Source organism: Gemmobacter lanyuensis (assembly GCF_014652355.1).
Taxonomy (GTDB): Bacteria; Pseudomonadota; Alphaproteobacteria; order Rhodobacterales; family Rhodobacteraceae; genus Gemmobacter; species Gemmobacter lanyuensis.
In genome coordinates this window covers 437,550-462,304 of record NZ_BMYQ01000001.1, presented here as the reverse complement: position 1 = coordinate 462,304, position 24,755 = coordinate 437,550, and the positions used below count along the sequence as shown (strand labels likewise).

The following is a 24,755-nucleotide window of genomic DNA, read 5'->3' as shown; positions in this document are numbered from 1 at the left end:
GAAGGCTCGACGCCTGCATATAACAGGGCTATGACAAGTGTAGGGGGCGGTCCGTTCCACCAGCGACAGAAGTGACGGCTTTGCCGTGTCGTTGTGTAACGGACCCGAAGAAATGAGATCTTGCATGACGCTCGTCTTGCCATTGCTGAACCGCATCGCGAGTGCGCCGACCGTTGCAGCCGTCTGGGATCTTGCGGTGGGGTATTTCTCCGGTTGCGGCTTTGCCCGCGCGAACTATGGCCTCTCGCGGTTCCGGACCGAGAACTCGGTCGGAAACCCCGATGACGTGGTCTATCTGACCAGCTTTCCACCCGATTACAGCAATTTCTATTTCCGGGGCGGATTCTATGCGCGCACTGCGCTGTATCGCTGGGCATTGGAGCATCAGGGCAGTTGCACCTGGCGCTGGGTCGAGGACAAGCTGCTGGCCGGTGAGCTGAGCCCGGAAGAGGTGGATGCCGTGCGGCGCAATGCGCAATGGGGCATTCGCGCCGGGATCACCATCAGCTTCCCCGATGTGACGGCGCGGCAAAAGGGGGCGCTTGGCCTTGCTGCGGATCCGGGGCTGGACCACGATGCCGTCGATGAAATCTGGACGCGCGATGGCGCGGGGATCGAGACGGTCGCCCATATGATGCATCTGCGGATCTGTCAGCTGCCGCTGTCGATTCGTCGCCGCCAGCTGTCTGCCCGCCAGCGCGAGGCGCTGGAATGGGTGGCCGAGGGCAAGACGACCCAGGATGTTGCCACCTTGATGGGGGTATCGCCGGCCATGGTGGAAAAGCACCTGCGTCTGGCCCGCGAAGCCCTGGATGTGGAAACCACTGCCCAGGCGGTGGCAAAGGGCACGTTGCTGAACCAGATCTTTCTGGGGCCGGAACCCATCACAAGGTAAGGAATCCCTCACTTCCGTTACGTCACATTTGATGGCAGATTTAGTAGGCCTCTGCGTGGTGGCTTCGGCTGCGGGGGCAACGAAGGGTGTTCATTTCAACATCCTTGCTGCCAGTCGGCAGCATCCACCGGGACGCGCGGGTATTGTGCCGTTGCTTCCCGGTGTCACATTTTCCTCGTGGTTTCAGGCGCTTCTGCCCGAAATGCACATGAACGGTGCAGCTGTCCCCGCTGCACCGTTTTTGTTTTTGGGCAGGCTCCTGCAATGCCCCCTGCCCCCGGTCCGCCCCCGCGCAAACGAAAAGCGGCGCCCGACGGCGCCGCTATCCTGACCGAAGGTCTGGGCCCATCAGCCCTGCAGAGCTTTCGCCACTTCAGCAGCGAAATCCTCTTTTTCCTTCTCGATACCTTCGCCAACAGCCATGCGCACAAAGCCCACGACTTCGACGCCGGCGTCCTTGGCAGCCTGGGCCACAGTGACGTCGGGGTTGATGACGAATTTCTGGTTCAGCAGAGTCGATTCTTCGAAGAACTTCTTCATCCGGCCCGGGATGATGTTGTTCTGGATGACCTGCTCGGGCTTCGGCTTGGCGGAAGCAGCGTTTTCTTCCAGTGCCTTGGCGGTTTGCACGGCCAGTTCACGCTCGACAACGGTCGGGTCCATGTCGGCTTCCGACAGCGAAACCGGCGAGGTGGCGGCGATGTGCATGGCGATCTGCTTGCCGATGCCGGTGTCGGCACCTTTCAGCGCGACCAGCACACCGATACGGCCCAGACCGTCGGCAGCAGCAGTGTGGATATAGGCAGCAACCGAGTCACCCTCGACCGAAGCCATGCGGCGCAGGGTCATGTTTTCGCCGATGGTGGCGATGGCGTCGGTCAGCGAGGCCTCGACCGACTTGCCGTTCAGATCGGCAGCCTTGAGGGCGTCCACATCCGTAACGTTCAGGGCGGCGGTGGTGATCCCACGCACGAGGTTCTGGAAATCGGCGTTCTTGCCGACGAAGTCGGTTTCCGAGTTCACCTCGACGGCGACACCCTTGCCACCGGACACGGCCACACCGACCAGACCTTCGGCAGCCACGCGATCGGCCTTCTTGGCGGCTTTCGCCAGGCCCTTGGTGCGCAGCCAGTCAACAGCGGCTTCCATGTCGCCGTTCACTTCGGTCAGCGCCTTCTTGGCGTCCATCATGCCTGCGCCGGTGGCTTCGCGCAGTTCCTTCACCATCGCTGCGGTGATCGTCATGTTTCTTCTCCCAGAACGGATGATCCCGGCAGGCCTTAAGCCCACCGGGTAACGTCTTTGCAAAGGGGCGCTGCAAGCGCCCCTTGTTCAACCTCAGGCCTCGACGGCGGCTTCTTCAGCCGGCGCTTCTTCCAGCGCGCCCAGGTCGACACCGGCGGCACCCAGCTGGGCCGACATGCCGTCCAGGGCGGCGCGGGCCACGAGGTCGCAGTAGAGTGCGATCGCGCGGGCGGCGTCGTCGTTGCCCGGGATCACATAGTCAACGCCCTTGGGCGAGCAGTTGGTGTCGACAACGGCGACGACCGGGATGCCCAGCTTCTTGGCTTCGAGGATGGCGAGGTCTTCCTTGCCCACATCGATGATGAACAGCAGGTCCGGCAGGCCGCCCATTTCACGGATGCCGCCCAGCGAGGCCTGCAGTTTGGCCTGCTCGCGTTCCATGTTCAGGCGCTCTTTCTTGGTGAGGCCCTCGGCGCCGTTCGCCATCAGCTCGTCGATCTGCTTCAGACGCTGGATCGACTGCGAAACGGTTTTCCAGTTGGTGAGCGTGCCGCCCAGCCAACGGTGGTTCATGTAGTACTGCGCGCATTTTTCAGCGGCTTCGGCGACCGACTTCTGAGCCTGACGCTTGGTGCCGACGAAGAGGATGCGGCCGCCCTTGGCGACGGTGTCACGCACGACCTTCAGAGCCTGGTCCAGCATCGGGACGGTCTGGGTCAGGTCGATGATGTGGATCCCGTTGCGGTCGCCGTAGATGTATTCGCCCATCTTCGGGTTCCAGCGCTGGGTCTGGTGGCCGTAGTGAACGCCAGCTTCGAGCAGCTGACGCATCGAGAAATCAGGGAGCGCCATGTCCATGGTCCTTTCCGGTTTGCGCCTCGGCGAAGTCTTGAGGGATCTCTCCCAACCGGCGGACCTGCAGGGATTTCTCCCCTGCACGGCCCAAACTTCGCCTGTGAAGTGGCGCTGCCTTACAGGGGGGCGGACAGGATTGCAAGTCTCGGGCGCAGATTTTTGCCCGGCGGACGGTGCGAAATCTGCGGTCCGGGACGTTGCGCGGGCGCGGGTGGGCGCCTACCTCTTGTCGCATGGACAGCGATCTTCTGCCAAGGCTTCTTTATATCCTGCTGCTTCTGGCGGCTTTGGGGGGCTGGATGCTGACGGAATTCCGGGCCCGGTTGGGCCAGACCCTGCGGATGCTGATGGCCTGGGGGATGATCCTTCTGGGCTTGGTCGCGGGCTATGGTCTGTGGTCGGATGTGCGCCCGCAGCTTCTATCGGTGCAGCAGGTGCAGGGCGAGCGGATCGAGGTCACGCGCGACGGCGACGGGCATTTTCACCTGACGCTGAACATCTCCGGCACGCCTGTTCGCTTCATGGTGGATACCGGCGCGAGCAATGTGGTGCTGAGCAACCGGGACGCGGGGCGGCTGGGGGTTGATGCAAGCCGGCTCGCTTTTGTCGGCCGTGCGGCCACGGCAAATGGCATCATCCGCACCGCGCGGGTGATGCTGTCGGATGTGCAGCTGGGGGATTTCCGCGATGCCCGGCTGCCCGCCTATGTCACCGATGGTGATATGGATGTGTCTCTGCTGGGGATGGATTATCTGCGGCTTTACCGGATCGAGATTGACGGAAATCGCATGATCCTGACCCGCCGGGGTTAGGCGGGCACCTTCTCGGCCTTCTTTTCCCAGCGCCCGCCTTCGTCCGACCAGTATTGCGCGGGCAGCGATTGGGCCACCACCTCTTTCCAGAAGCTGCGCGCATCGGCCACGGCGCCGCCGTCCTGCCCGTCAAACAGCACCCAGATCCGTTCCAGCCCCGCCGCCTCGCCCGGCAGGGGGCGCGCGCCATCGACCAGCATCAAGGCCTGCGCCGCATTGGTCATGGGGCCAGTGCCCATCAGCACCGGCTGATCGGCATCATGGTCGCCCCCCGCAAGGCCGTGGGGCAGAAAATCATCTTCGGCCCCCAGCCAAAGCTTCTGGTCCAGCCAGTCGAGCCGTTCGGCATCCGTGCCGCGCAGCATGACGCGCCATCCCGCACCAAGCGCGCGGGTGGCAAGGGTGGCCACCGTCTCATCGACGGTGGACCGGGTCATGTGATAGAAGAGAACCTGAACCATCAGCGCTCGAAACGGTCCTGGATCAGGCGGTTGAGCGCCATGACGCCCCAGCCCGTCGCCCCCTTGGGCGCAAGGGTCGAGTCGGACTTGAGCAGCGCCGTCCCCGCGATGTCGAGGTGAATCCACGGCGTTTCCGGCTTCACGAAGCGTTGCAGGAACTGCGCCGCGGTGATCGCCCCGCCGTCGCGCCCGCCCACGTTCATCATGTCGGCAATGCGGGATTTCAGCTTGGCATCATAGGCATCGCCCATCGGCATCCGCCAGGCGCCCTCGCCCTCGGCCTTGGCGGCGCGCAGGAACTGTTCGCAGAAGGCATCATTGTTGGAAAACACGCCGGTGTTTTCATGCCCCAGCGCGATGATGATGGCCCCGGTCAGCGTGGCCAGATCGATCATGCCGCAGGGGTTGAAGCGGTCCTGCGCATACCACATCACATCGGCCAGCACCAAACGCCCCTCGGCATCGGTGTTGATGACCTCGATCGTGTCGCCCTTCATGGATTTCACCACATCGCCGGGGCGCTGTGCGCGGCCGTCGGGCATGTTTTCCACCAGACCCACCAGCCCCACGACATTGGCCTTGGCCTTGCGCAGCGCCAGCGTCCGCATCACGCCCGACACGACACCCGCCCCGCCCATGTCCATGGTCATGTCTTCCATGCCTGCGGCCGGCTTGATCGAGATGCCGCCAGTGTCAAAGACAACGCCCTTGCCGATCAGCGCAAGCGGGGCCTCGCCCTCTGCGCCGCCCTTCCATTGCATGACCACGACCTTCGAGGGGCTTTCCGACCCCTGCCCCACGCCCAGCAGCGCGCCCATGCCCAGCTTGGTCAGCTCTTCCTCTTCGAGGATTTCAACCTCAAGCCCCAGCTCCTGCATCGCGGCCAGACGGGCGGCGAAATCATAGGTGGTCAGCACATTGGCCGGTTCATTCACCAGATCGCGGGTGAAGAACACGCCCTCGGCCAACGCGGCCAACGGACCGGCCTGCGCGGCCACGGCTTCGGGTTCGGCCACCATCAGGGTGACAGTGCCGGGCTCTTTCTTCTCGCCGGTCTTGTGGGCGGTGAAGTCATAGGCCCGCAGCGCAAGACCGAAGGAAAGCTCTGCCGCGTGTTTGACGTTTTCCGCCAGAACCAGCGTGCCCGCCTTGGACAGCGCCTTGCCGATGGCCGCACCTGCCTTGCGGGCCTGCGCCACATCGGCCTTGCGCTCGAGTTTCACGACCTGCACCGCCTCGGCCGCCAGACCCGCGGGCCAGGCCAGATCGGCGCTTTCGCCCGACTTGAGCTTACCAAATGCGTCCGAGGCCAGGAACCGCTGCAGCGCGCCGCGCATCAGCTTGTCAAGCTTGCGACCGGCTGCCCCCAGCTTGCCGCCCTCATCCACGATCAGGGCAAGGCGCCCCGGCGCTTGCGCGAGGGCTTCGGCATCGAGGGGCTGGAACTGGATCGGAACGGGATGGGACATGCTGTTCTCCGGCAAGGTCTTGGCGCCGCGTCAGGCGGGCTTCCGCCGGAAGGCTAGCGCCCCGCCGGGCGCTTGACCAGATAGCAGTTTTCCCCGCCGGGGATTTCGGTTAGCGTCCCGCGCGACCCAAGGATGAGCAAGAGGTGAACGTGTCGAGATTCGACAGATACATGCTGTCGCATTTGCTGGCGCTGTTCGGCTTCTTCTCGTTGGTGCTGGTCGCGATCTATTGGGTCAACCGCGCCGTCGGGCTGTTTGACGAATTGATCAGCGACGGGCAGACCGCATTGGTCTTTCTTGAATTTTCGTTGCTGACGCTGCCCAATGTGATCCGCCTCGTGTTGCCGATCTCGGCCTTTGTGGGCACGGTCTATGGCGTGAACCGGCTGATTGGCGACAGCGAGCTGGTGGTAATGCAGGCCATGGGCTTTTCCGCCTTCCGGCTGGCGCGTCCCGTGCTGTACTTCGGGCTCTGCGTCACGCTGATGCTGGCGGTCCTGATGCATGTCCTGGTCCCGGCAAGCCATGCGATGCTCGCCGCCCGTTCGGCCGAGATTTCCGAGAATGTGACCTCGCGCTTTCTGACGCCGGGCGAATTCCAGCATCCGACCGACAAGGTCGCGCTCTATATCGGGCAGATTTCCGATCAGGGCGAATTGCGGAATGTCTTTCTGGCCGATGACCGCGACCCGGCCGAGCGGCGTCTTTACACCGCGCGCCGCGCGCTGCTGGTGCGGGCCGACACCGGGCCCAAGCTCATCATGTTTGACGGGATGGTGCAGCTGGTGGGCGAAAGCCGCCGCCTGTCGGTGACGCGCTTTGCCGATTTCACCTATGACCTTGGCCGGTTCTTCAGCGTGGTGGATACGGCCAAGCGCAAGATCGACGAGCTGTCCACCGCCGATCTCTTGCGCGCTGATCCCGCGCTTGTGGCCGAGACGGGAAAGACACGGGCGGACTTTCTGGCCGAGGCGCATCTGCGTTTTGCCATGCCCTTCCTGTCGGTCGCGGCGGCACTTCTGGGGTTTGCTGCACTTTTGCAGGGCAATTTTTCCCGCTTCGGGCTGTGGCGACAGACCGCGCTGGGGGTTGGGCTGCTGATTTTCGTGCAACTGATCCATACTTGGGCCTCGGGTGCGGCGATGCGGTCCGATCAGGGCTGGCCCCTGGTCTATCTGGCGCCGGTCGGGGGCTGTCTTATAGCCGTCGTCCTGTTGTGGATCACGCAGCGCCCCCGCCGCCTGCGCCACCCGCGGGAGGCGTCATGACCCTGAGCCTTTACGTCGCGCGCCGTTTTCTGGGCATGTTCCTGCGGGTGTTCGCGGTGTTCTTCGCGATCCTCATGCTGATCGACATGCTGGACCAGCTGCGCCGCCTCTCCTCGCGCGGGGTCGGGTTGGTCGAGGCGGCGCATCTGTCGGCGCTGAATGTTCCCGAAAGCCTTTACAACATCCTGCCGCTGATCATGATCCTGTCGGCCATCGCGCTGTTCATCGGACTGGCCCGCAGCTCTGAACTGGTGGTGGTGCGGGCGGCCGGACGGTCGGGTCTGCGCTTTCTGGTGGCGCCCGTGGTTGTTGCGCTGCTGATCGGCGCCTTTGCGGTGACGGTGCTGAACCCCTTGGTTGCGGCCACGTCGAAGGCCTATGAAACGCTCTATTCCGGCTATGCGCGGGGGGCGGAACGCGTGCTTTCCGTCTCCGATCAAGGGCTGTGGCTGCGTCAGGGGGATGAAACCTCGCAGACGGTGATTCATGCGGCGCGCGCCAATTCCGACGGGACGCAGCTTTATGCCGCGACCTTCCTGACCTTTGATGCCGAGGGCCTTCCGATGGAGCGCATCGAGGCCGAGGTCGCCCGTCTGACCCCCGGCGCATGGGAGCTGCAGGACGCCAAACGCTGGACGCTGAACGCCCTGAACCCCGAGGCCGCGGCCACCTTCCAGCCGCGTGGCACCCTGCCCTCGGATCTGACGGCCGATGCCATCCGCGACAGTTTCGGCAGCCCTGCGGCCATTCCGGTTTGGGATCTGCCCGCCTATATCGCCGGGCTGGAGCGCGCCGGATTTTCTGCCCGCAGCCACCAGGTCTGGCTGCAGATGCAGCTCGCGCTGCCGCTTCTGATGGGGGCCATGGTGCTGATCGCGGCGGGTTTCACCATGCGCCACGCCCGTTTCGGCAAGACCGGGATCTATGTCCTGATGGCGATCCTCGGTGGTTTTGCGATCTTCTTCCTGCGGAATTTCGGGCAGGTTCTGGGCGAAAACGGACAGGTGCCGGTCATGGCGGCCGCCTGGGCCCCGCCCCTTGCCGCGGCGCTGTTTGCGCTGGGGCTGCTGCTGCATCTGGAGGATGGCTGATGCGCCTGCGACGCCTGATTGCAACCCTTCTGCTGACCGTGGCGCCGCTGGCGGCGGTCGGGCAGGACATGGCCTCGCTTCAGGCCGATCAGGTGGCCATCGCCGGCGATAGCCTGCTGACCGCAACGGGCAATGTCGAGGTGCGCTACAAGGGCCAGATCCTGCGCGCGGCGGGCGTGCGCTATGACCGGACCAGGGATCATCTGACGATCGAAGGCCCGATCACCGTCACCGATCCGGCCGGGCATGTGATCACCGCCGCACGGGCCGAGCTTTCGGCCGACCTGTCCGAAGGTCTGCTGACCTCGGCCCGCTTCGTGCTGAACCGCCAGATGCAGATTGCCGCGCGGCAGATGTTTCGCACCCAGGGGCGCTATACGCAGCTGACCGATACGGTCGCCTCCTCCTGCCAGGTCTGCACCATTGATCCGGTGCCCTTATGGGAAATCCGGGCGGACAAGGTGGTGCATGATCAGGTCGCACGACAGCTATGGTTCAGCGGCGCACAGCTGCGGGTGGCGGGTCTGCCCGTGGCCTATGTTCCGCAACTGCGGATGCCCGACCCCACGCTGAACCGCGCAACCGGCGTTCTGGCGCCCACCTTCCGCACCACGACCGATCTGGGCACCGGGATCGAGCTTCCCTATTTCATCGCGCTTGGCCCCAGCCGCGACCTGACGGTTTCGCCCTTTCTGTCCACCAAGGACGGGCGCACCCTGAAGCTGCGCTACCGCGAGGCCTTCACCTCTGGCAGCATAGAAATCACGGCCGCTTCGTCGCGCGACAGCATTCTGCCGGGACAGGCCCGCGGCTATGTGGTGGCCGAGGGCGATTTCCGCCTGCCCGACGGATTTCAACTGCGCTTCAGTGGCACCGTGGTTCAGGATGAGGCCTATCTGCTGGATTATGGCATTTCGGATGAGGACCGCATCGAAAGCAGCGTCGAGGTCAGCCGCACCCGCCGCAACGAATATGTGCAGGGTCGGATCGTCAATTACCGTTCGATCCGGGATATCGGCGGCCAGCTTGAAAGCAATGCCACGCTTCCGACACTGATTGGGGATTTCACCCTTCACCGGCGCTTTTCCGGCGGCCCCCTTGGCGGCGAGGCGGGTTTGCGCGTGCAGGCCCACAGCCATTACCGCAGCTCGGACTCGGAATTCGACAGCGACATCGACCCCGATGACATCGCCGACGGGCGCGATGTCTCGCGCCTGTCGGTGCGGGCCGATTGGCGGCGCAACTGGATCTTCGGGCCGGGGCTGGTGGGGTCGGTCTTCGGGGAAGGCACGGCCGATATCTACAGCTTCCGGCAGGATGCCGAATATGCCGGGACCGTCACGCGCCTGCATGGCGCCGCCGCGGCCGAGCTGCGCTGGCCCTGGACCGGCAGCACCGCCGATGGCGCGGCCCATGTCATCGAACCGGTGGCGCAGGTGGTCGTGGCCCCTTCGGATACCAGCGACATTCCGAATGAGGACAGTGCGCTGGTGGAATTCGATGAGGGGAACCTCTTTTCGCTCGGGCGCTTCTCCGGCTCTGACGGGCGCGAGGAAGGCCGTCGCATGAACCTTGGTCTCAGCTGGACCCGCTTTGACCCCGCAGGTTGGAGCCTGGCGATGGCGGCAGGCCGGGTCTACCGCATGGCGGATGAGGCACAGTTTACGGCAGCCTCGGGCCTGGACGGGATCAATTCCGACTGGCTGCTGAGCGGACAGGTCAGCCTGCCGCAGGGCCTGTCGGCCACCGGGCGCGCGCTCCTTGACCCGGATTACGAATTGACCAAGGCCGAGCTGCGGCTTGATCTCGACATGCAGAAATACGGGCTTTCGACCTCCTATGTCTGGCTTCAGGCCGATACTTCGGAAAATCGCCCGGTCGATACGCAAGAGCTTTTCTTTGATGGCCGCTACGCGCTGACCCCGACCTGGACCGGCAAGCTGTCAGGGCGTTATGACCTTGAGGCAGATCGCGCCAATCGTGCTGCCATCGGGTTCGAGTTCCGCAACGAATGCCTGAAGGTCGATCTTTCCCTCTCGCGCCGCTTCACGACCTCGACTAGTGTGAAGCCGACGACGAATATCGGGGTTTCGGTCGATCTGCTTGGCTTTGGCGGCAAGGCAACGGCTGGCCCCGCGCGGGCCTGCCGCGGATGAGGAGACCGACCATGACCCCGACGCCCCGCATGGATTTTGGCCCCCGGCCGCAACGGAAAGACCGCCCCAAGATGTTCCGCTTCCTGCCCCTGCTGACTGCAAGCCTGATCGCGCTTTCTGCGCCCGTGCTGGCCCAGCAGAACCTGTTTGCGCCGCGCATCATCATCAATGACCGCGCCGTGACGGAATTCGAATACCAGCAACGCCTGCGCTTCCTTCAGCTTCTGCGCGCGCCCGGCGATGTGGAAAAGGCGGCGCTCGAAGGGCTGATCGATGACCGCCTGCGCCAGCAGGAAGCCAAGCGCTTTGACGTCAAGCTGAACGAGGATGACCTGAAGAAGGGCATGGAGGAATTCGCTGCCCGTGCCAATCTGAGCGCGGAGGAGTTCATCAAGGCGCTGGGGGAAGCCGGGGTCGAACCCGAAACCTTCCGCGATTTCGTCAGTGCTGGTCTGCTGTGGCGCGAGATCGTGCGCGGCAAGTATTCCGCCTATGCCAAGGTCAGCGAAGAGGAAATCGACCGCGCGCTTGAGGCCGAAACGCGCAAGGCGGCCCTGACCGTGGGTCTTGCAGAGCTGATCATCCCCGCCGAGCCGGGACGCGAGGCCGAAGCCCTGGCGCTGGCGCGTGACATTCAGGCCAATGTGCGCAGCGAGGCGGACTTCAGCGCCGCCGTGCAGAATTACTCGGCAGCCGCCACGCGTGATCGTGGTGGCCGATTGAACCCGATGCCAATGGCGAACCTGCCGCCCGTTGTCGCGGCGGCGGTCGGCCAATTGTCGCCGGGGCAGATTTCCCCGCCCGTGACCATTCCGGGGGCGGTGGCGCTGTTCCAGCTGCGCAGCCTTGTGGAAGGCAAGCCGGGCGATGGCAGCGCCGTGCAGGTGGAATATGCGCGCCTGCGCCTGCCGGCAGGACGCGAAACTTCCACCCTTTTCGCAGAACTCCGCGCCAAGGCGCAGATTTGCAAAGATTTTTACGGTATGGCATCTGGCGTACCCGCCGATCAGATCACGATTGAAAGCCAGCCGATGTCGGCTGTGCCCGCGGATCTGGGGCTGGTCTTGTCGCGGCTGGACCGCGGAGAGATCGCAGAGCGCACTCAGGCTGGTCAGCAAGAGCTGATCATGCTTTGCAGCCGCAGTGTCGTGCGGGAAGAGCCGGTGGATCGCAACGCGCTGCGTATCCAGCTGCTGAACCAGAAGATGGAAAAGCTGGCGGATCAGTACCTGGCGACGCTGAAGGCCGAAGCCATCATCCGAGAGCCGTGATCCATGGCCGAGATGCGTCCCGTTGCCCTGACCTGCGGCGAACCGGCGGGGGTTGGCCCCGAAATCGCCGTGAAGGCGCGCGCCATTCTTGGTGACAGCGTGCCGCTGTTCTGGCTGGGCGATCCGCGTCACCTGCCCGACGGGACGCGGTATCAGGTGATCGCCAGCCCGGCCGAGGCCACGGCGGTTCTGCCCGCGGCGCTGCCCGTGCTGCCCCATCCCTTTGCGGCCCCTGCTACGCCCGGCAAGGTCACCTATGCCAATGCCCGCGGCGTGGTCGAGGTGATCGCCCGCGCGGTGGATTACGTGATGAAGGGGCAGGCATCGGCCATTTGCACCGCGCCGATTGCCAAGAAAGTGCTGAAGGACGGTGCCGGGTTTTCGCACCCCGGCCATACCGAGTTTCTGGCCTATCTGGCGCGGGTCGAGACGGTGGTGATGATGCTTGCCTCGCCGCTGCTGCGGGTGGTGCCGGCGACGATCCATATCCCGCTCGCCGAGGTGCCGCGCGCCCTGACCGCCGCCGGGCTGGAAGAGATCATCCGCATCACCGCAGCCGGGCTGACCCGTGATTTCGGTATCGCCCATCCGCGCATCGCCGTGGCGGGGCTGAACCCCCATGCGGGCGAAGGCGGGGCCATGGGGCAGGAAGATGCCCGCATCATCGCCCCGGTGATCGAGAAACTGGCGGCCGAGGGCATGGCGATCCGTGGCCCTTTGCCCGCCGATACCATGTTCCATCCGCGCGCGCGGGCGGCCTATGACGTGGCGGTCTGCATGTACCACGATCAGGCGCTGATTCCGATCAAGACCATCGATTTCGATGGCGGGGTGAATGTGACGCTGGGCCTGCCCTTCGTGCGGACCTCGCCCGATCATGGCACGGCCTTTGACATCGCGGGCAAGGGCATCGCCGAACCGGGCAGCCTTGTGGCGGCGCTGCGTCTGGCGCATGAGATGGCGGCCGCGCGCGGGATGTGAGCCGCCGGGGGTTTCACACCCCCGGACCCCCGTGGGATATTTGGACCAAGATGAAGGAGCCGGATCTGATGGCGACGATTGACGGTTTGCCGCCGCTGCGAGAGGTGATCCGGGCGCATGAGCTGGTGGCGAAGAAACAGCTGGGGCAGAACTTCCTGCTGGATCTGAACCTCACGGCCAAGATCGCGCGGCAGGCGGGCGATCTGTCGGGCTGCGATGTGCTGGAGGTGGGGCCGGGCCCCGGTGGGTTGACGCGCGGGCTTTTGGCGGAAGGGGCGCGGCGGGTGCTGGCGGTCGAGAAGGACGCGCGCTGTCTGCCCGCGCTGGCCGAGGTGCAGGCGGCCTATCCCGGCAAGCTGGATGTCATCAACGGGGATGCGCTGGAGGTGGATGTGCTGTCGCATCTGACCCCGCCGATCCGGGTGGTGGCGAACCTGCCTTACAACGTCGGCACCGAGCTGCTGATCCGCTGGCTGACGCCGAAGTCCTGGCCGCCCTTCTGGGAAAGCCTGACGCTGATGTTCCAGAAAGAGGTGGCCGAGCGCATCGTCGCCAAGCCCCGCACCGATCACTACGGGCGGCTCGCGCTTTTGGCGCAGTGGCGCTGCGAGGCGAAGATCGTGCTGCATTTGCCGCCCGAGGCCTTTACGCCCGCGCCCAAGGTTCATTCGGCGGTGGTGCATCTGACGCGGCTGCCGGGGCCGCGCTATCCGGCGGATGAGGCGGTGCTGTCGCGTATCACGGCCATGGCCTTCAACCAGCGGCGCAAGATGTTGCGCTCCTCGCTCAAGGGCCTTGGTCCGCAGATCGAGGCGCAGCTTGAGGCCGCGGGGATTGCGCCCACGGCACGGGCCGAGGAGATCTCGCTTGAGGGGTTTTGCGCCCTGGCGCGCGAGGTGGCCCGGAAGCCAGAGCAGAAACCGGAATGAAAAACGGGGCCAGTTGGCCCCGTTTTCTTATTCTGCAGCTTCGGAATTGTCCTTGGGCGCGGCATCGGCCTTGGGCTTTTCCGCGCGCGGCTTGCGCGGGGCGGCGGGTTTGCGCGGCTTGGCGGCCGGCTGATCGCCCGCGACCGGCTGGGCCGAGCTTTCGGGGCTTGCGGCTTCTGCCGGGGCCGCTTTCGGCGCGCGGGGTTCGCGCTTCGGTGCGGCGGGGGCCGGTTCGCTGATGGGGGCGGGTTCCGGGGCGGCAACCTCGACCACGGGGGCAGGTTGTGCGGCGGTCTCGACCGGCTTGGGGCTTGTCTCTTCGGACTGCGGGCGACGATCCTGCTGCGGGCGGGGCGCGCGGAATTCGCGGCGTTCGCCACGGATTTCGTTGCGCTCCGGACGGTCGCCCCGATCCTTGCGTTCGTTCCGGTCCTGACGCTCGCCGCGTTCTTGACGGTCACCACGGTCCTGGCGCTCGCCGCGCTCCTGCCGATCACCACGGTCCTGACGCTCGGTCCGGTCTTGGCGGTCGCCGCGGTCTTGACGGTCATTGCGCGGGCGGTTGTCGTCGCGGCGCGGTTCGCGCGGCTTCATCTCGGGCGTGTCGATGAGGATGGTATCCTCTGCCCCGCCGCCAAAGCCGCTTTCCGGCAGGTCGGGCTGATCACCCAGACCCGGCTGGTCGTCGCCACGGTCGCGGTAATCGGCGCGATCGCCGCGGTCACGGAAGCCGTTGCCGGTTTGCTGATACTGCTGCTGGCGCGCTTCCTGTTCGGCGGCAAGCTCGCGCTGCGCCTCACCCAGCATGCGGGTATAGTGTTCGGCATGCTGCAGGAAGTTTTCGGCCGCGACGCGGTCATTCGAGAGTTGGGCATCCCGGGCAAGGATCAGGTATTTCTCGATGATCTGCTGCGGCGTGCCACGCACCTTGCCTTCGGGGCCGGAGCTGTCGAAGACGCGGTTGACGATATTGCCCACGGAACGCGGGCGGTTCGACTTGGAACGCGAACGGGACTTGGAGGATCTCATCTTGACCTTTGATCCGGGTATGGGGCCTTGACAACCATCCGCAGCGATCCGGCCCTGCCGGTCTGCGTGTCGTCGAGTTATCGGCTTGATCGCAGGCGCCGGTCGAAACCGCCTGTCTGCTGGGTTCCGAGTAACCATGCACGGCCCCGGCTGACAAGCGGATTCTTGGGGCGAGTGCCGAAATTAAGGCGTTTTTCCGCCCCTGTTGCGCGATTTCCGCGATCAGGCGGGGCGGATCGCCGCCACCACCCGATCCCGACCGTCGAAATCAGGCAGGACGCGAATTTCGGCAAGACCCGCGGCGGCGAACAGGGCCGCGACATCGGCGCCCTGCGCGGGGCCGATTTCCACCATCAGGCGCCCGCCGGGCCGCAGATGGGCCGGGGCGCCCGCGGCAATCGCGCGATAGGCGTCCAGCCCGTCGCCGCCGGGGGTCAGCGCGAGATGCGGCTCCCACTCCAGCACCTCGGGCGAGAGACCGGCCATTTCCGCGGCCGAGATATAGGGCGGGTTCGAGACGATCAGGTCAAAGCTTCCCACAACCGGGTCAAACCAGCTGCCCTGGGCAAAGCGCGCGCGGGCGCCAAGGCCCAGCGTCGCGGCATTGGCCTGCGCCACGGCAAGGGCGGCGGGTGAAAGATCGGTCGCAAGGCCCTGGGCCAAGGGGCGCTCTGCCAGAAGCGTCAGCAGGATCGCCCCGGAGCCGGTGCCAAGATCGAGAACCTCGGAAAAGGGCGCCCTCAGCGCCTCGGCGATCAGGCCCTCGGTTTCAGGGCGCGGGTCCAGCACATCGCGCGTCACGCGGAAGGACCGGCCCCAGAAGTGTCGCCGCCCGGTGATCTGGCTGACGGGTTGGCGCGCCGATCGGGCGGCAAGGGCGGCGTCAAACAGGGTGGCGGCGTCCTCGGACAGCGGGTCTTGCAGCGCCAGCATCACCCGGTCTGGCGTCACGCCGAGGGCATGGGCCAGCAAGAGGCGCGCATCCCGCGCGGGATCGGGCACCCCTGCCCCGGTCAGCCGCGCGACGGCGGCGCGAAAGGCCTCGGCCCCGGTTATGGCGCGGTCACTCATGCGTCCATCTCGGCCAGTTTGGCGGCCTGATCATGGGCGATCAGCGCCTCGATGATCTCGCCCAGATCGCCCTGTAGGATCTGCGGCAGTGCATAGAGCGTCAGGTTGATGCGGTGGTCGGTCATGCGCCCCTGCGGGAAATTGTAGGTGCGGATCCGCTCGCTCCGGTCGCCGGATCCGACCTGGGCCTTGCGGTCGGCGGCGCGGGCGGTGGCGGCCTTGTCGCGTTCCATCTCATAAAGACGTGCGCGCAGCACCTGCATGGCAATGGCGCGGTTCTGGTGCTGCGATTTTTCCGACGAGGTGACAATGATCCCGGTCGGGATATGGGTGATCCGCACGGCCGAGTCGGTGGTGTTCACATGCTGCCCGCCCGCACCGCTGGCGCGCATCGTATCAATGCGGATATCGGCGGCGGGGATGTCGATATCGACCTCTTCGGCCTCGGGCAAAACGGCAACGGTGGCGGCGCTGGTATGGATGCGCCCGCCCGCCTCGGTTTCCGGCACGCGCTGCACGCGATGCGTGCCGGCCTCATATTTCAGCCGCGCAAAGACACCGTCGCCCTGCACATGGGCGGTGAATTCCTTGATCCCGCCCAGATCAGATTGCTGCTGTTCCAGAATGTCGAACCGCCATCCCATGCGTTCCGCATAGCGTTGGTACATGCGCGCCAGATCGCCTGCGAAAAGCGCGGCTTCCTCGCCCCCCGTGCCGGGCCGGATTTCCAGGATCGCGGGCCGGGCATCGGCAGCATCCTTGGGCAGCAGCGCCAGCCGCAGCGCCTGTTCCATCTGCGGGATACGGGCGCGGAGTGCGGGGATCTCTTCCTCGGCCAGCGCCTTCATGTCGGGGTCCGACAGCATCGACTCGGCCTCGGCCAGATCGGCCAGCGCACGGCGATAGGCCTCGATCTCGGACGCGACGGGCTTGAGGTCGGAATATTCGCGCGACAGGGCGGCAATTTCGGACGGGCCTGCGCCTTCGGCAAGCTTCGCCTCGAGAAACTCGAAACGCCGGGTGATCTGGTCAAGTTTGTCGAAGGGCACCATGCGGGCGGGTTTCGCGCGAAAGGCGGGCCGGGGTCAAGGGTGGAACGATCAGGGATGGGTCAGCGCCGCCAGCCAGCGTTCGGCCCGCGCCCGGTTCACCCCGAAATCGGAATAGCCGAACCGCGCCCGCGACCAGAGCCGCAGCGTCGCGCCCCCCGGCACGGCAAAGGTTTCCACGGTGATGACATCGGGGAACCCCCAGATCCGGCTGCGCTGCACGAAGGTCAGCCGCCCCTGGGCCACCGATCCGGCCATCAGTTGCGTGCGGGGTTCAGCCAGCGCAATCTGTTGGATGCGTTCGGCCAGGGCCTGCGGTGTCAGGGGCAGCACGGGCGCCGACAGGTCGGCCCCCGTGGGTGCCACGGTCACGTCATTGGGCTTGATGCTGCGGGGCGCGCTGGCAAGCGAGACATGCCAGCGCGCGGGGTCCAGGGGTGTCAGCCGGACAAAGGCCATGGCGACCAGCACCGCCAGCAGCGGCAATCCGAAGGTGACACCCAGCAACCATTTCATGTGCGGAACTTCTTCCAGTGATGCAGACAGAGGATTTCATAGGCCACATGCGCCCCGGCAATCGCCGTGGCCCCGGTGGTGTCGTAGGGCGGGGATACCTCGACCACATCGCCGCCGACAAGGTTGATCCCGGCCAGATCGCGCAGAATGGCCGCCGCCTGCCAGCTGGCAAGCCCGCCCCAGACCGGCGTGCCGGTGCCGGGGGCAAAGGCGGGGTCCAGCGCGTCGATGTCGAAGGTCAGATAGACCGGATGGTCGCCCACCAGCGCCTTCACCCGCTCGACAATCCGTGCCACGCCGATTTCGTGGCATTCGCGCGCCTCGATCACATTCATGCCCAGATAATCGTCGCAGAAGGTGCGGATGCCGATCTGCACCGACCGCGCGGGATCAACCAGCCCGGTCTTGACCGCCTTGTACATCATCGTGCCGTGGTCGATGCGCGTCAGATCATCATCGGCCCAGAGATCGGAATGGGCGTCGAAGTGGATCACGCTCATCGGGCCATATTTCTCGGCATAGGCCTTGAGGATGGGATAGGTGATGTAGTGATCGCCCCCCAGCGTCACACTGCCCGCCCCGGCAGCAAGGATGGTGCGGATATGGGCGGTCAGCCGATCGGGGAAATCGGCGGTCTTGGCATAGTCGAAGGCCAGATCGCCGTAATCGACCACATTCAGATCGACCAGCGGGTCGGTGCCCCAGCCGGTCGGCGGATCATAGGCCTGAAGGGTGCTGGCCTCGCGGATAGCGCGGGGGCCAAAGCGGGTGCCGGTGCGATGCGTCACCGCTTGGTCGAAGGGCACCCCCGTCACCGCAAGGTCGACCCCGGTCAGATCCTTGGTATAGCGGCGGCGCAGAAAGCTGGTGGCCCCGGCAAAGGCGTTTTCAAAGGCATAGCCCCGCGACCCGGGACGGGTAAAAGCGGTGTCAACTTCGTTCTTGGCATCTTCAAGGGCCATGGAACGCTCCTGTTCATGAAGCGGTCGTCGTTCTGGTCCTCGGAGACGCGCCGGATCCGGTTGCGGCGACTGTGCCGGGCGGCGCGGCGATGGTCAAGTTTGATCATATCACCGCGCGGTGATCATTCGCAGACGCCCGGCACCTCAATGCTATAGGTGGTCATGCCGGGGCCGTCGGGCAGATGCGGCACGACCCAGACCTCAAGGTCGCAGTCCTGCACGCGGACCTGCCAGATATCCTTGCCGTCCTTGGTGGTGCCGATATTGCTGATGGCGCCGATGGGCGCCTGCCGCAGGGCATCGCCCACCGCCTCACTGGCCAGAATGGCAGTAATCTTGGCGCCGCTGTCGTAAAATCCGGACAGTGCCGCCAAGGCGGGGCTGGCCGGGATCAGAAGGCCCAGGGCCAGGGCACGGAACATGGCGCGTCCTTTCCTTACTTGGCGGCCAGCGGCAGGGCGCGTTCGACCAGCCGGGCAAAGAAGCTTGCACCGATGGGCGCGGCCTCATCGTTGAAATCATAGGCCGGGTGATGCAGCCCCGCCCCCGGCCCGGTGCCGAGGAAGAGATAGGCCCCCGGACGCGCCTCAAGCATATAGCTGAAATCCTCGGACCCCATTTCGCGCGGGGCATCGGTCAGCACCGCCCCCTCGCCCGAAACCTCGGCCGCGACCAGACCTGCGAAATGCGCCTGATCGGGGTGATTCACCGTGGCGGGATAGCCCCAGTCGTAATCGATGCGCGCCGTGCAGTTGAAGGCCATCGCATGGCCTTCGACAATCTCGTAAATCCGCTTTTTCAAAAGCTTGCGAACCTCGGGGTTGAAGCAGCGGATGGTGGCGCAGAACATCGCCTCTTCGGGGATGATGTTCGAGGCGGTGCCGGTGTGGATCTGGGTCACGGAAATCACCGCCTCATCCAGCGCATAGACATTGCGCGGGATGATGGTCTGCACCGCCTGCACCATGGCCACCACCGCCACCACCGGGTCCACGCATTCATGCGGCGTGGCGCCGTGGCCCCCGCGCCCGGTGATATAGACAAAGGCCGTATCGACCGAGGCCATGAGCGGACCGGGGTTGGTGTGGAAATGCCCGAAGGGCAGCCCCGGCGCATTGTGGATGCCGTAAACCTCGGTCACGTTGAAGCGATCCATCACCCCTTCCTGCACCATGACCTGACCGCCGCCGCCATCTTCCTCGGCCGGTTGGAACAGCAGCGCCACCCGCCCGGCAAAGCGCCGCGTCTCGCACAGGTATTTCGCAGCGCCCAGCAGCATGGTCACATGGCCGTCATGCCCGCAGGCATGCATCTTGCCCGGCACGGTCGAGGCATAGTCCGCCCCCGTCGCCTCGACGATCGGCAGCGCATCCATATCGGCGCGCAACCCGATGGTCGGGCCGTCGCCCTGCCCGTTGATGATGGCCACGATCCCCGTCTTCGCGATGCCCGGATGGATCTCATCCACCCCCATCTCGCGCAGGCGATCCTGGATGAAGGCCGCCGTCTGGTGACATTCGAATTCCAGTTCCGGGTGTTGGTGCAGATGGTGACGCCAGCCCTTCATCTCCTCGGCGAAATCGGCGATGCGGTTCAGAACGGGCATGGTGGACTCCTCGTGGCGTTCAGGTCTAAGCCGGAAGGGAAGCCGAAAACCGAAGGAGCCGCAATGCCTCAACGCCCACTCCCCCGTCCTGAAAGCGACGCGCTGGTGCATGACGCTGCGGCAGGCATGGCGCGGCTTCTGGAAATCATGGCCCGGCTGCGCGCGCCCGATGGTTGCCCCTGGGACATCGAACAGACCTTCGCCACCATCGCGCCCTATACGCTGGAAGAGGCGCATGAGGTGGCAGATGCCATCGAGCGCGAGGCCTGGGATGAGCTGAAGGGCGAGCTGGGCGACCTGCTCTTCCAGTCGGTCTTTCACGCGCAGATGGCCGAGGATCGCGGCCTGTTCCGCTTTGAGGATGTGGTGACGGCGATTGCCGACAAGATGGTCGCGCGCCATCCCCATGTCTTCGGCGATGAAAACCGCGACAAGAGCGCCGATCAGCAGACCGCCGACTGGGAAAAGATCAAGGCGGCCGAACGGGGCGCTGCGCGCACGCTTGACGGCGTGGCCATGGCGCTGCCTGCGCTGACGCGGGCGGTGAAGCTGCAGAAACGCGCGGCGCGCGTGGGGTTTGACTGGCCCTCCACCGCCGAGGTGATCGACAAGATTGCCGAGGAGGCGCGCGAGCTGGTTGAGGCCCGCGACATTTTGACCGAAACCGAGGTGGCCGAAGAATTTGGCGACCTGCTTTTCGTCATGGCCAATCTGGCGCGTCACCTGAAGGTGGACCCCGAGGCTGCGCTGCGGGCCGCCAATACGAAATTCACGCGGCGCTTCAACCGTATAGAGGACTTTCTTGCCGCGGATGGCCGCCGCCCCGAAGACAGCGATCTGGCCGAAATGGACGCCCTGTGGAACCGCGCCAAGGCCGAGGAAAAAGCCGCTTCACAAATTTCTGACCAGATCAGTCAGACATTGACCTGAGTGAAAAACTAAGGTTTAAGTCCGGCCATAATCTGACGAAAGAGGTCAAGAATGAAACGCGCCCTTCTCGCCATTGCCCTGTCCAGCGCCGCGCTGCCCGTCCTTGCGGATGAGGTGAATATCTATTCCCACCGCCAGCCCGAGCTGATCCAGCCGCTGCTGGACGCTTTCACGGCGGAAACCGGCATCACCACCAACGTGGCCTTTGTCGACAAGGGCATGGCAGAGCGTCTGCAGGCCGAAGGCGACCGGTCGCCCGCCGACGTGGTGCTAACCGTGGATATCGCGCGGCTGAAGCAGATCGTCGATGCGGGCGTGGTGCAGCCGGTGCAATCGGATGTGCTTGAGGCCAATATCCCCGCCGCCTTCCGCGATGCCGATGACCAGTGGTTCGGCCTGACCGCGCGGGCGCGGATCGTCTATGCCTCAAAAGACCGCGTAGCCGATGGTGAGGTCACCAGCTACGAAGACCTCGCCAACCCGAAATGGAAGGGCAAGATCTGTTCGCGGTCGGGCACCAATGATTACAACGTGGCGCTGCTTTCGGCCTATATCGCCCATCACGGCGCCGAGGCCGCCAAGACCTGGGCCGAAGGTGTGAAGGCCAATCTCGCCAAGAAGCCCGAGGGTGGCGACCGCGATCAGGTGAAATCGATCTGGGCTGGCGAATGTGACATTGCCATCGGCAATACCTATTACATGGGCCAGATGCTGAAAGACCCGGAGCAGAAGGCCTGGGCGGATTCGGTCCGCATCGTCTTCCCGGTGTTTGACGGCGGCGGGTCGCATATGAACATCTCGGGCGTGGCGATGACGAAATCGGCCCCGAACAAGGAGGCGGCGCTCAAGCTCATCGAATGGCTGTCCTCGGATGCGGCGCAGAAGATCTATGCCGAAACCAACAATGAATTCCCGGTGAAGCCCGGCGTTCCGGCCTCGGAACTGGTGCAGAGCTGGGGCAGCTTCACCCCCGACGCAATCCCGCTGACCGAAGTCTCGGGTCACCGCGCCGAGGCGCTGAAGATCATGGAAGAAATCAACTTCGACGGCTGATCTGCGTCCCAGACCGTCCGAGTGCAAGCGCCGTCCCTGCGGGGGCGGCGCCTTGCATTTCGGGGGAAAGGTATTGTCATTGATACAATGTTTCGTGATTTGCGACGCGATCTGGTCGCAACCTGTGGTTATATCGGGCAAAAATTGCCCCACAGTTGCCCCGTGCAAGATGGCCTAGGACCCTGACATGACCCATACCCCCCGCAAGATCATCATCGACACCGATCCCGGACAGGATGATGCCGTGGCGATCCTGCTGGCGCTTGGCAGCCCGGAAGAACTTGAAATTCTGGGCATTACCGCCGTTGCGGGCAATGTGCCGCTGCCACTGACGCAAAAAAACGCGCGCATCGTCTGTGAACTGGCGGGCAAGCCCGACACTCGCGTCTATGCCGGCTGCGACCGGCCGCTGAAGCGCAAGCTGGTCACTGCGGAACATGTGCATGGCAAGACCGGCCTGGATGGCCCGCAGATGGCCGATCCGGTGATGCCGCTGCAAGATCAGCATGGCGTCGATTTCATCATCGAAACCCTGCGCCGGGAACCGGCCCATACCGTCACGCTCTGCCCGCTGGGGCCGCTGACGAATATTGCCACCGCTTTCCAACAAGCGCCCGATATCATCGCCCGCGTGCAGCAGATCGTGCTGATGGGCGGCGCCTATTTCGAGGTCGGCAATATCACCCCGGCCGCCGAATTCAACATTTACGTCGATCCGGAAGCTGCTGAAATCGTGTTCAAATCCGGCGTTCCGCTGGTCGTGATGCCGCTGGATGTCACGCATAAGGCGCTGACCACCCGCGCCCGGATCGAAGCCTTCCGCAATCTTGGGACAGAGCCGGGCCGCATGGTCGCCGAATGGACCGATTTCTTCGAACGGTTCGACATGCAGAAATACGGCAGCGAAGGCGCCCCCCTGCATGACCCCTGCGTCATCGCCTATCTGATCCGCCCCGATCTGTTCAAAGGCCGCCATATCAATGTGGAAATCGAAACCGGATCGGAACTGACCCTGGGCATGACCGTCGCCGATTGGTGGGGCGTGACCGACCGGCCTGCCAATGCCCTGTTCATCGGCGATCTCGACGCGGCCGGGTTCTACGACCTGCTGATCGAACGGATCGGGCGGCTCTGATCACTCGGCGGGCAGGATCACCGCAAAGATGCTGCCCTTGCCCTTTTCGCTTTCGATCTTCAGCCGCCCGCGATGGCGGCTGACGATATGCTTCACGATGGCCAGCCCCAGCCCGGTGCCGCCCTTTTCGCGCGACCGATGGCTATCGACCCGGTAGAAGCGTTCGGTCAGGCGCGGCAGGTGGATTTCGTCGATCCCCTCGCCATGGTCGCGCACCGCCACCAGCGCCGCCCGCCCCGGCATGCCTGACGCCCCGGAGAGGACCGAAAGCCCCACCTCGACCCGCTTTCCGCTGCCGCCATATTTCACCGCATTTTCAATGAGGTTATGGAACACCTGCGTCAGCTGGTCACCATCGCCGCGGATCAGGCAAGGCACCTCGGCCCCGGTCACGGTCAGCGTGACGCCTGCATCGCCGGCCAGCGGCTTCAACGTCGCCGCCACTTGCAGCAGCAGCCCTCCCAGATCGACCTGACCGGCCGGGCGCTGACGCTCCTCTGCCTCGACCCGGCTCAGCGACAGCAGATCCCGCACAAGCCGCGTCATCCGCCCGGCCTCGCGGGCCATGATGCCCAGAAACCGGTCCCGCGCCGCCGGATCATCCCGCGCCGGGCCTTGCAGCGTCTCGATGAACCCCAGAAGCGAGGTCAGCGGCGTCCGCAGCTCATGGCTGACATTGGCGACGAAATCGCGGCGCAGCTGGCTGATCTGTTCCTGTTCGCTGATATCGACAAAGGTGCAGACCGCCCCGCCCCCGGGCACCGGGCCGACCGTCACCTCGTAATTGGCCTCATGCCCCGCGATGGTCAGCGTGACGCGCAAAACCCGCCGCGCATCGCCCCGGCTGACGGCCTCGATCGCGGCCACAAGTTGCGGCTGGCGGATGGTGAAGTTGTAATGCCGCTCCAGCCCCGCTGCGCCCAGCACGCGCGCGGCAGCCTCGTTCATCGCCATGAGGCGCTGGTCCCGCCCGACAAAGAGCATGGGAAAGGGCACGGCATCGAGGATCGGCTCAATCTCGTCGCGCTGCATTTCTGTCCCCCGTGCTGCCCCGCAGGTCTTGTGCCGCCTGCAGGCCCAGCTTGCAACGCCCGGACGACAGAAATGCAACAAGGGCCAGACGTTTCCGCCCGGCCCCCGCAAGATTCATCCCTGCAGATCGCGCTGATAGATCCAGTCATGATCCGGATCATTGTTGAACCGCCACTTGCGGATCGGCCCAGCCATGACGTTCAGGTAATACATCTCATAGCCATAGGGCGTGCCGCAGGGGTGATGGCCCTTGGGCACCAGCGTGACATCGTGGTTCTTCACCGCCATGGTCACATCAAGACTGCCATCCTCGGTATAGACCCGCTGGATGCCAAAGCCCTGCTCCGGGTTGAGACGCATGTAATAGGTCTCTTCCAGATAGGTCATATTGGGATAGTCGTCCTCGTCATGGCGATGGCTCGGATAGCTCGACCAGTTGCCTTGCGGGGTGAAAACCTCGGTCACCAAGAGGCTGTCGGCCACATCGCGGGCTTCCATGGCGATATTGTTCACATAGCGGGTATTGCTGCCCTTGCCACGCGGGGTCAGCTCGATCCCCTCGGGGCCAAGCTGCTGGGCCGCGTAATTCCCCTTGCCCGGCGCCGAGCAGACGGCCAGCGTGCAGGCCGTGGTCGCCTCGGCGGCCCAGTCACTGCCATTGGGCACGTAAAGGCAATGCGGCGGCGTCTTTTCAAAGACATTCATCCGATCGCCCATCTCGCCGAAATCCTGTCCTGCGGTGGTGATGCGCGCCTTGCCCTCGACCAGCACCAGAATGACCTCGCGCTCGCCCGTCACCTCAGCGACCTTGTCGCCCGCCTCAAGCCGATAAAGCCCGAAGCCCACATAGCCCCAACCGGCGCTTTCGGGCGTCACATCATGCACCTTGCCGCGCGTCCCCGCGGGCTTCACCAAAAGCTCGGTCATCCGCATCCCTTT

Annotated in this window: 23 protein-coding genes and 1 pseudogene; 11 read left to right on the top strand and 13 right to left on the bottom strand. The window is 64.8% G+C overall.

The window, feature by feature from the left end:
- Nucleotides 1–124: 124 nt before the first annotated feature.
- On the top strand, nt 125–895 hold the full coding sequence (locus tag IE101_RS02250; protein ID WP_189632159.1) for a helix-turn-helix transcriptional regulator: 771 nt from the start codon (nt 125–127) through the stop codon (nt 893–895).
- A 348-nt stretch (nt 896–1,243) separates the two neighbouring features.
- Here the strand turns inward: IE101_RS02250 and tsf are convergent, their stop codons facing one another.
- Complete coding sequence (gene tsf / locus IE101_RS02245; protein WP_189632158.1) at nt 1,244–2,140, bottom strand: translation elongation factor Ts; 897 nt, start codon at nt 2,138–2,140, stop codon at nt 1,244–1,246.
- Nucleotides 2,141–2,233: 93 nt separating this feature from the next.
- Nucleotides 2,234–2,998 carry a 30S ribosomal protein S2 gene (rpsB, locus tag IE101_RS02240; protein WP_189632157.1) on the bottom strand — a complete coding sequence of 255 codons (765 nt, stop codon included), beginning with the start codon at nt 2,996–2,998 and terminating at the stop codon, nt 2,234–2,236.
- Nucleotides 2,999–3,228: 230 nt separating this feature from the next.
- Here rpsB and IE101_RS02235 point away from each other — a divergent pair, with 230 nt between their 5' ends.
- On the top strand, nt 3,229–3,807 hold the full coding sequence (locus IE101_RS02235) for a retropepsin-like aspartic protease family protein (protein WP_189632156.1): 579 nt from the start codon (nt 3,229–3,231) through the stop codon (nt 3,805–3,807).
- On the opposite strand, the gene IE101_RS02230 is transcribed toward IE101_RS02235, so the two are convergent.
- Both IE101_RS02230 and IE101_RS02225 read right to left on the bottom strand, forming a co-directional pair.
- Entirely contained in the window at nt 3,804–4,268 is a 465-nt protein-coding gene (locus IE101_RS02230; protein ID WP_189632155.1) for a DNA polymerase III subunit chi, read from the bottom strand. The genes IE101_RS02235 and IE101_RS02230 overlap by 4 nt on opposite strands.
- On the bottom strand, nt 4,268–5,737 hold the full coding sequence (locus IE101_RS02225) for a leucyl aminopeptidase (RefSeq protein WP_189632154.1): 1,470 nt from the start codon (nt 5,735–5,737) through the stop codon (nt 4,268–4,270). The genes IE101_RS02230 and IE101_RS02225 overlap by 1 nt, the downstream gene beginning before the upstream one ends.
- 149 nt (nt 5,738–5,886) lie before the next feature.
- Here IE101_RS02225 and lptF point away from each other — a divergent pair, with 149 nt between their 5' ends.
- The 6 genes from lptF to rsmA all read left to right on the top strand — a co-directional run bounded on the left by lptF (nt 5,887) and on the right by rsmA (nt 13,433).
- Nucleotides 5,887–7,005, top strand: a complete 1,119-nt coding sequence (gene lptF, locus IE101_RS02220) for an LPS export ABC transporter permease LptF (protein WP_189632153.1) — start codon at nt 5,887–5,889, stop codon at nt 7,003–7,005.
- A complete protein-coding gene (gene lptG, locus IE101_RS02215; RefSeq protein WP_189632152.1) occupies nt 7,002–8,096 on the top strand; it encodes an LPS export ABC transporter permease LptG in 1,095 nt (364 codons plus the stop codon). The genes lptF and lptG overlap by 4 nt, the downstream gene beginning before the upstream one ends.
- Nucleotides 8,096–10,252: an LPS-assembly protein LptD gene (locus IE101_RS02210; RefSeq protein WP_189632151.1), complete on the top strand. Its 2,157-nt coding sequence runs from the start codon at nt 8,096–8,098 to the stop codon at nt 10,250–10,252. The genes lptG and IE101_RS02210 overlap by 1 nt, the downstream gene beginning before the upstream one ends.
- 11 nt (nt 10,253–10,263) lie before the next feature.
- The gene (locus IE101_RS02205; protein WP_189632150.1) at nt 10,264–11,523 is read left to right on the top strand and encodes a peptidylprolyl isomerase; all 1,260 of its coding nucleotides are present in this window, start codon (nt 10,264–10,266) and stop codon (nt 11,521–11,523) included.
- Nucleotides 11,524–11,526: 3 nt separating this feature from the next.
- Entirely contained in the window at nt 11,527–12,504 is a 978-nt protein-coding gene (gene pdxA / locus IE101_RS02200; protein WP_189632149.1) for a 4-hydroxythreonine-4-phosphate dehydrogenase PdxA, read from the top strand.
- A 68-nt stretch (nt 12,505–12,572) separates the two neighbouring features.
- A complete protein-coding gene (gene rsmA / locus IE101_RS02195; protein ID WP_189632148.1) occupies nt 12,573–13,433 on the top strand; it encodes a 16S rRNA (adenine(1518)-N(6)/adenine(1519)-N(6))-dimethyltransferase RsmA in 861 nt (286 codons plus the stop codon).
- Nucleotides 13,434–14,206: 773 nt separating this feature from the next.
- Here the strand turns inward: rsmA and IE101_RS20105 are convergent.
- From IE101_RS20105 to IE101_RS02160, 7 genes and pseudogenes are all read right to left on the bottom strand, one after another.
- Nucleotides 14,207–14,462, bottom strand: a pseudogene (locus IE101_RS20105) (DUF4167 domain-containing protein); the annotation flags it as partial.
- Nucleotides 14,463–14,684: 222 nt separating this feature from the next.
- Nucleotides 14,685–15,518, bottom strand: coding sequence for a peptide chain release factor N(5)-glutamine methyltransferase (gene prmC / locus IE101_RS02185; RefSeq protein ID WP_189632718.1), 834 nt, complete (start codon nt 15,516–15,518; stop codon nt 14,685–14,687).
- An 11-nt stretch (nt 15,519–15,529) separates the two neighbouring features.
- Entirely contained in the window at nt 15,530–16,585 is a 1,056-nt protein-coding gene (prfA, locus tag IE101_RS02180; RefSeq protein ID WP_189632146.1) for a peptide chain release factor 1, read from the bottom strand.
- Between the two features lie 48 nt (nt 16,586–16,633).
- The gene (locus IE101_RS02175) at nt 16,634–17,098 is read right to left on the bottom strand and encodes a DUF1499 domain-containing protein (RefSeq protein WP_189632145.1); all 465 of its coding nucleotides are present in this window, start codon (nt 17,096–17,098) and stop codon (nt 16,634–16,636) included.
- A complete protein-coding gene (speB, locus tag IE101_RS02170) occupies nt 17,095–18,060 on the bottom strand; it encodes an agmatinase (protein ID WP_189632144.1) in 966 nt (321 codons plus the stop codon). The genes IE101_RS02175 and speB overlap by 4 nt, the downstream gene beginning before the upstream one ends.
- Before the next feature lie 122 nt (nt 18,061–18,182).
- On the bottom strand, nt 18,183–18,482 hold the full coding sequence (locus tag IE101_RS02165; protein WP_189632143.1) for a hypothetical protein: 300 nt from the start codon (nt 18,480–18,482) through the stop codon (nt 18,183–18,185).
- A 14-nt stretch (nt 18,483–18,496) separates the two neighbouring features.
- A complete protein-coding gene (locus IE101_RS02160) occupies nt 18,497–19,666 on the bottom strand; it encodes a M20 aminoacylase family protein (RefSeq protein ID WP_189632142.1) in 1,170 nt (389 codons plus the stop codon).
- 63 nt (nt 19,667–19,729) lie between these two features.
- On the opposite strand from IE101_RS02160, the gene mazG reads away from it, so the two are divergent.
- The 3 genes from mazG (at nt 19,730) to IE101_RS02145 (ending at nt 22,784) form a co-directional block, all read left to right on the top strand.
- Nucleotides 19,730–20,596, top strand: a complete 867-nt coding sequence (gene mazG / locus IE101_RS02155; protein ID WP_189632141.1) for a nucleoside triphosphate pyrophosphohydrolase — start codon at nt 19,730–19,732, stop codon at nt 20,594–20,596.
- A gap of 51 nt (nt 20,597–20,647) precedes the next feature.
- On the top strand, nt 20,648–21,649 hold the full coding sequence (locus IE101_RS02150) for a Fe(3+) ABC transporter substrate-binding protein (RefSeq protein WP_189632140.1): 1,002 nt from the start codon (nt 20,648–20,650) through the stop codon (nt 21,647–21,649).
- A 187-nt stretch (nt 21,650–21,836) separates the two neighbouring features.
- Nucleotides 21,837–22,784: a nucleoside hydrolase gene (locus IE101_RS02145; RefSeq protein WP_189632139.1), complete on the top strand. Its 948-nt coding sequence runs from the start codon at nt 21,837–21,839 to the stop codon at nt 22,782–22,784.
- On the opposite strand, the gene IE101_RS02140 is transcribed toward IE101_RS02145, so the two are convergent.
- Both IE101_RS02140 and iolB read right to left on the bottom strand, forming a co-directional pair.
- Nucleotides 22,785–23,816 (bottom strand): ATP-binding protein, encoded by a 1,032-nt coding sequence (locus tag IE101_RS02140; protein WP_189632138.1) that lies wholly within the window; start codon nt 23,814–23,816, stop codon nt 22,785–22,787. It lies immediately after the preceding gene.
- 114 nt (nt 23,817–23,930) lie between these two features.
- Nucleotides 23,931–24,743: a 5-deoxy-glucuronate isomerase gene (gene iolB, locus IE101_RS02135; RefSeq protein WP_189632137.1), complete on the bottom strand. Its 813-nt coding sequence runs from the start codon at nt 24,741–24,743 to the stop codon at nt 23,931–23,933.
- Nucleotides 24,744–24,755 lie beyond the last annotated feature (12 nt).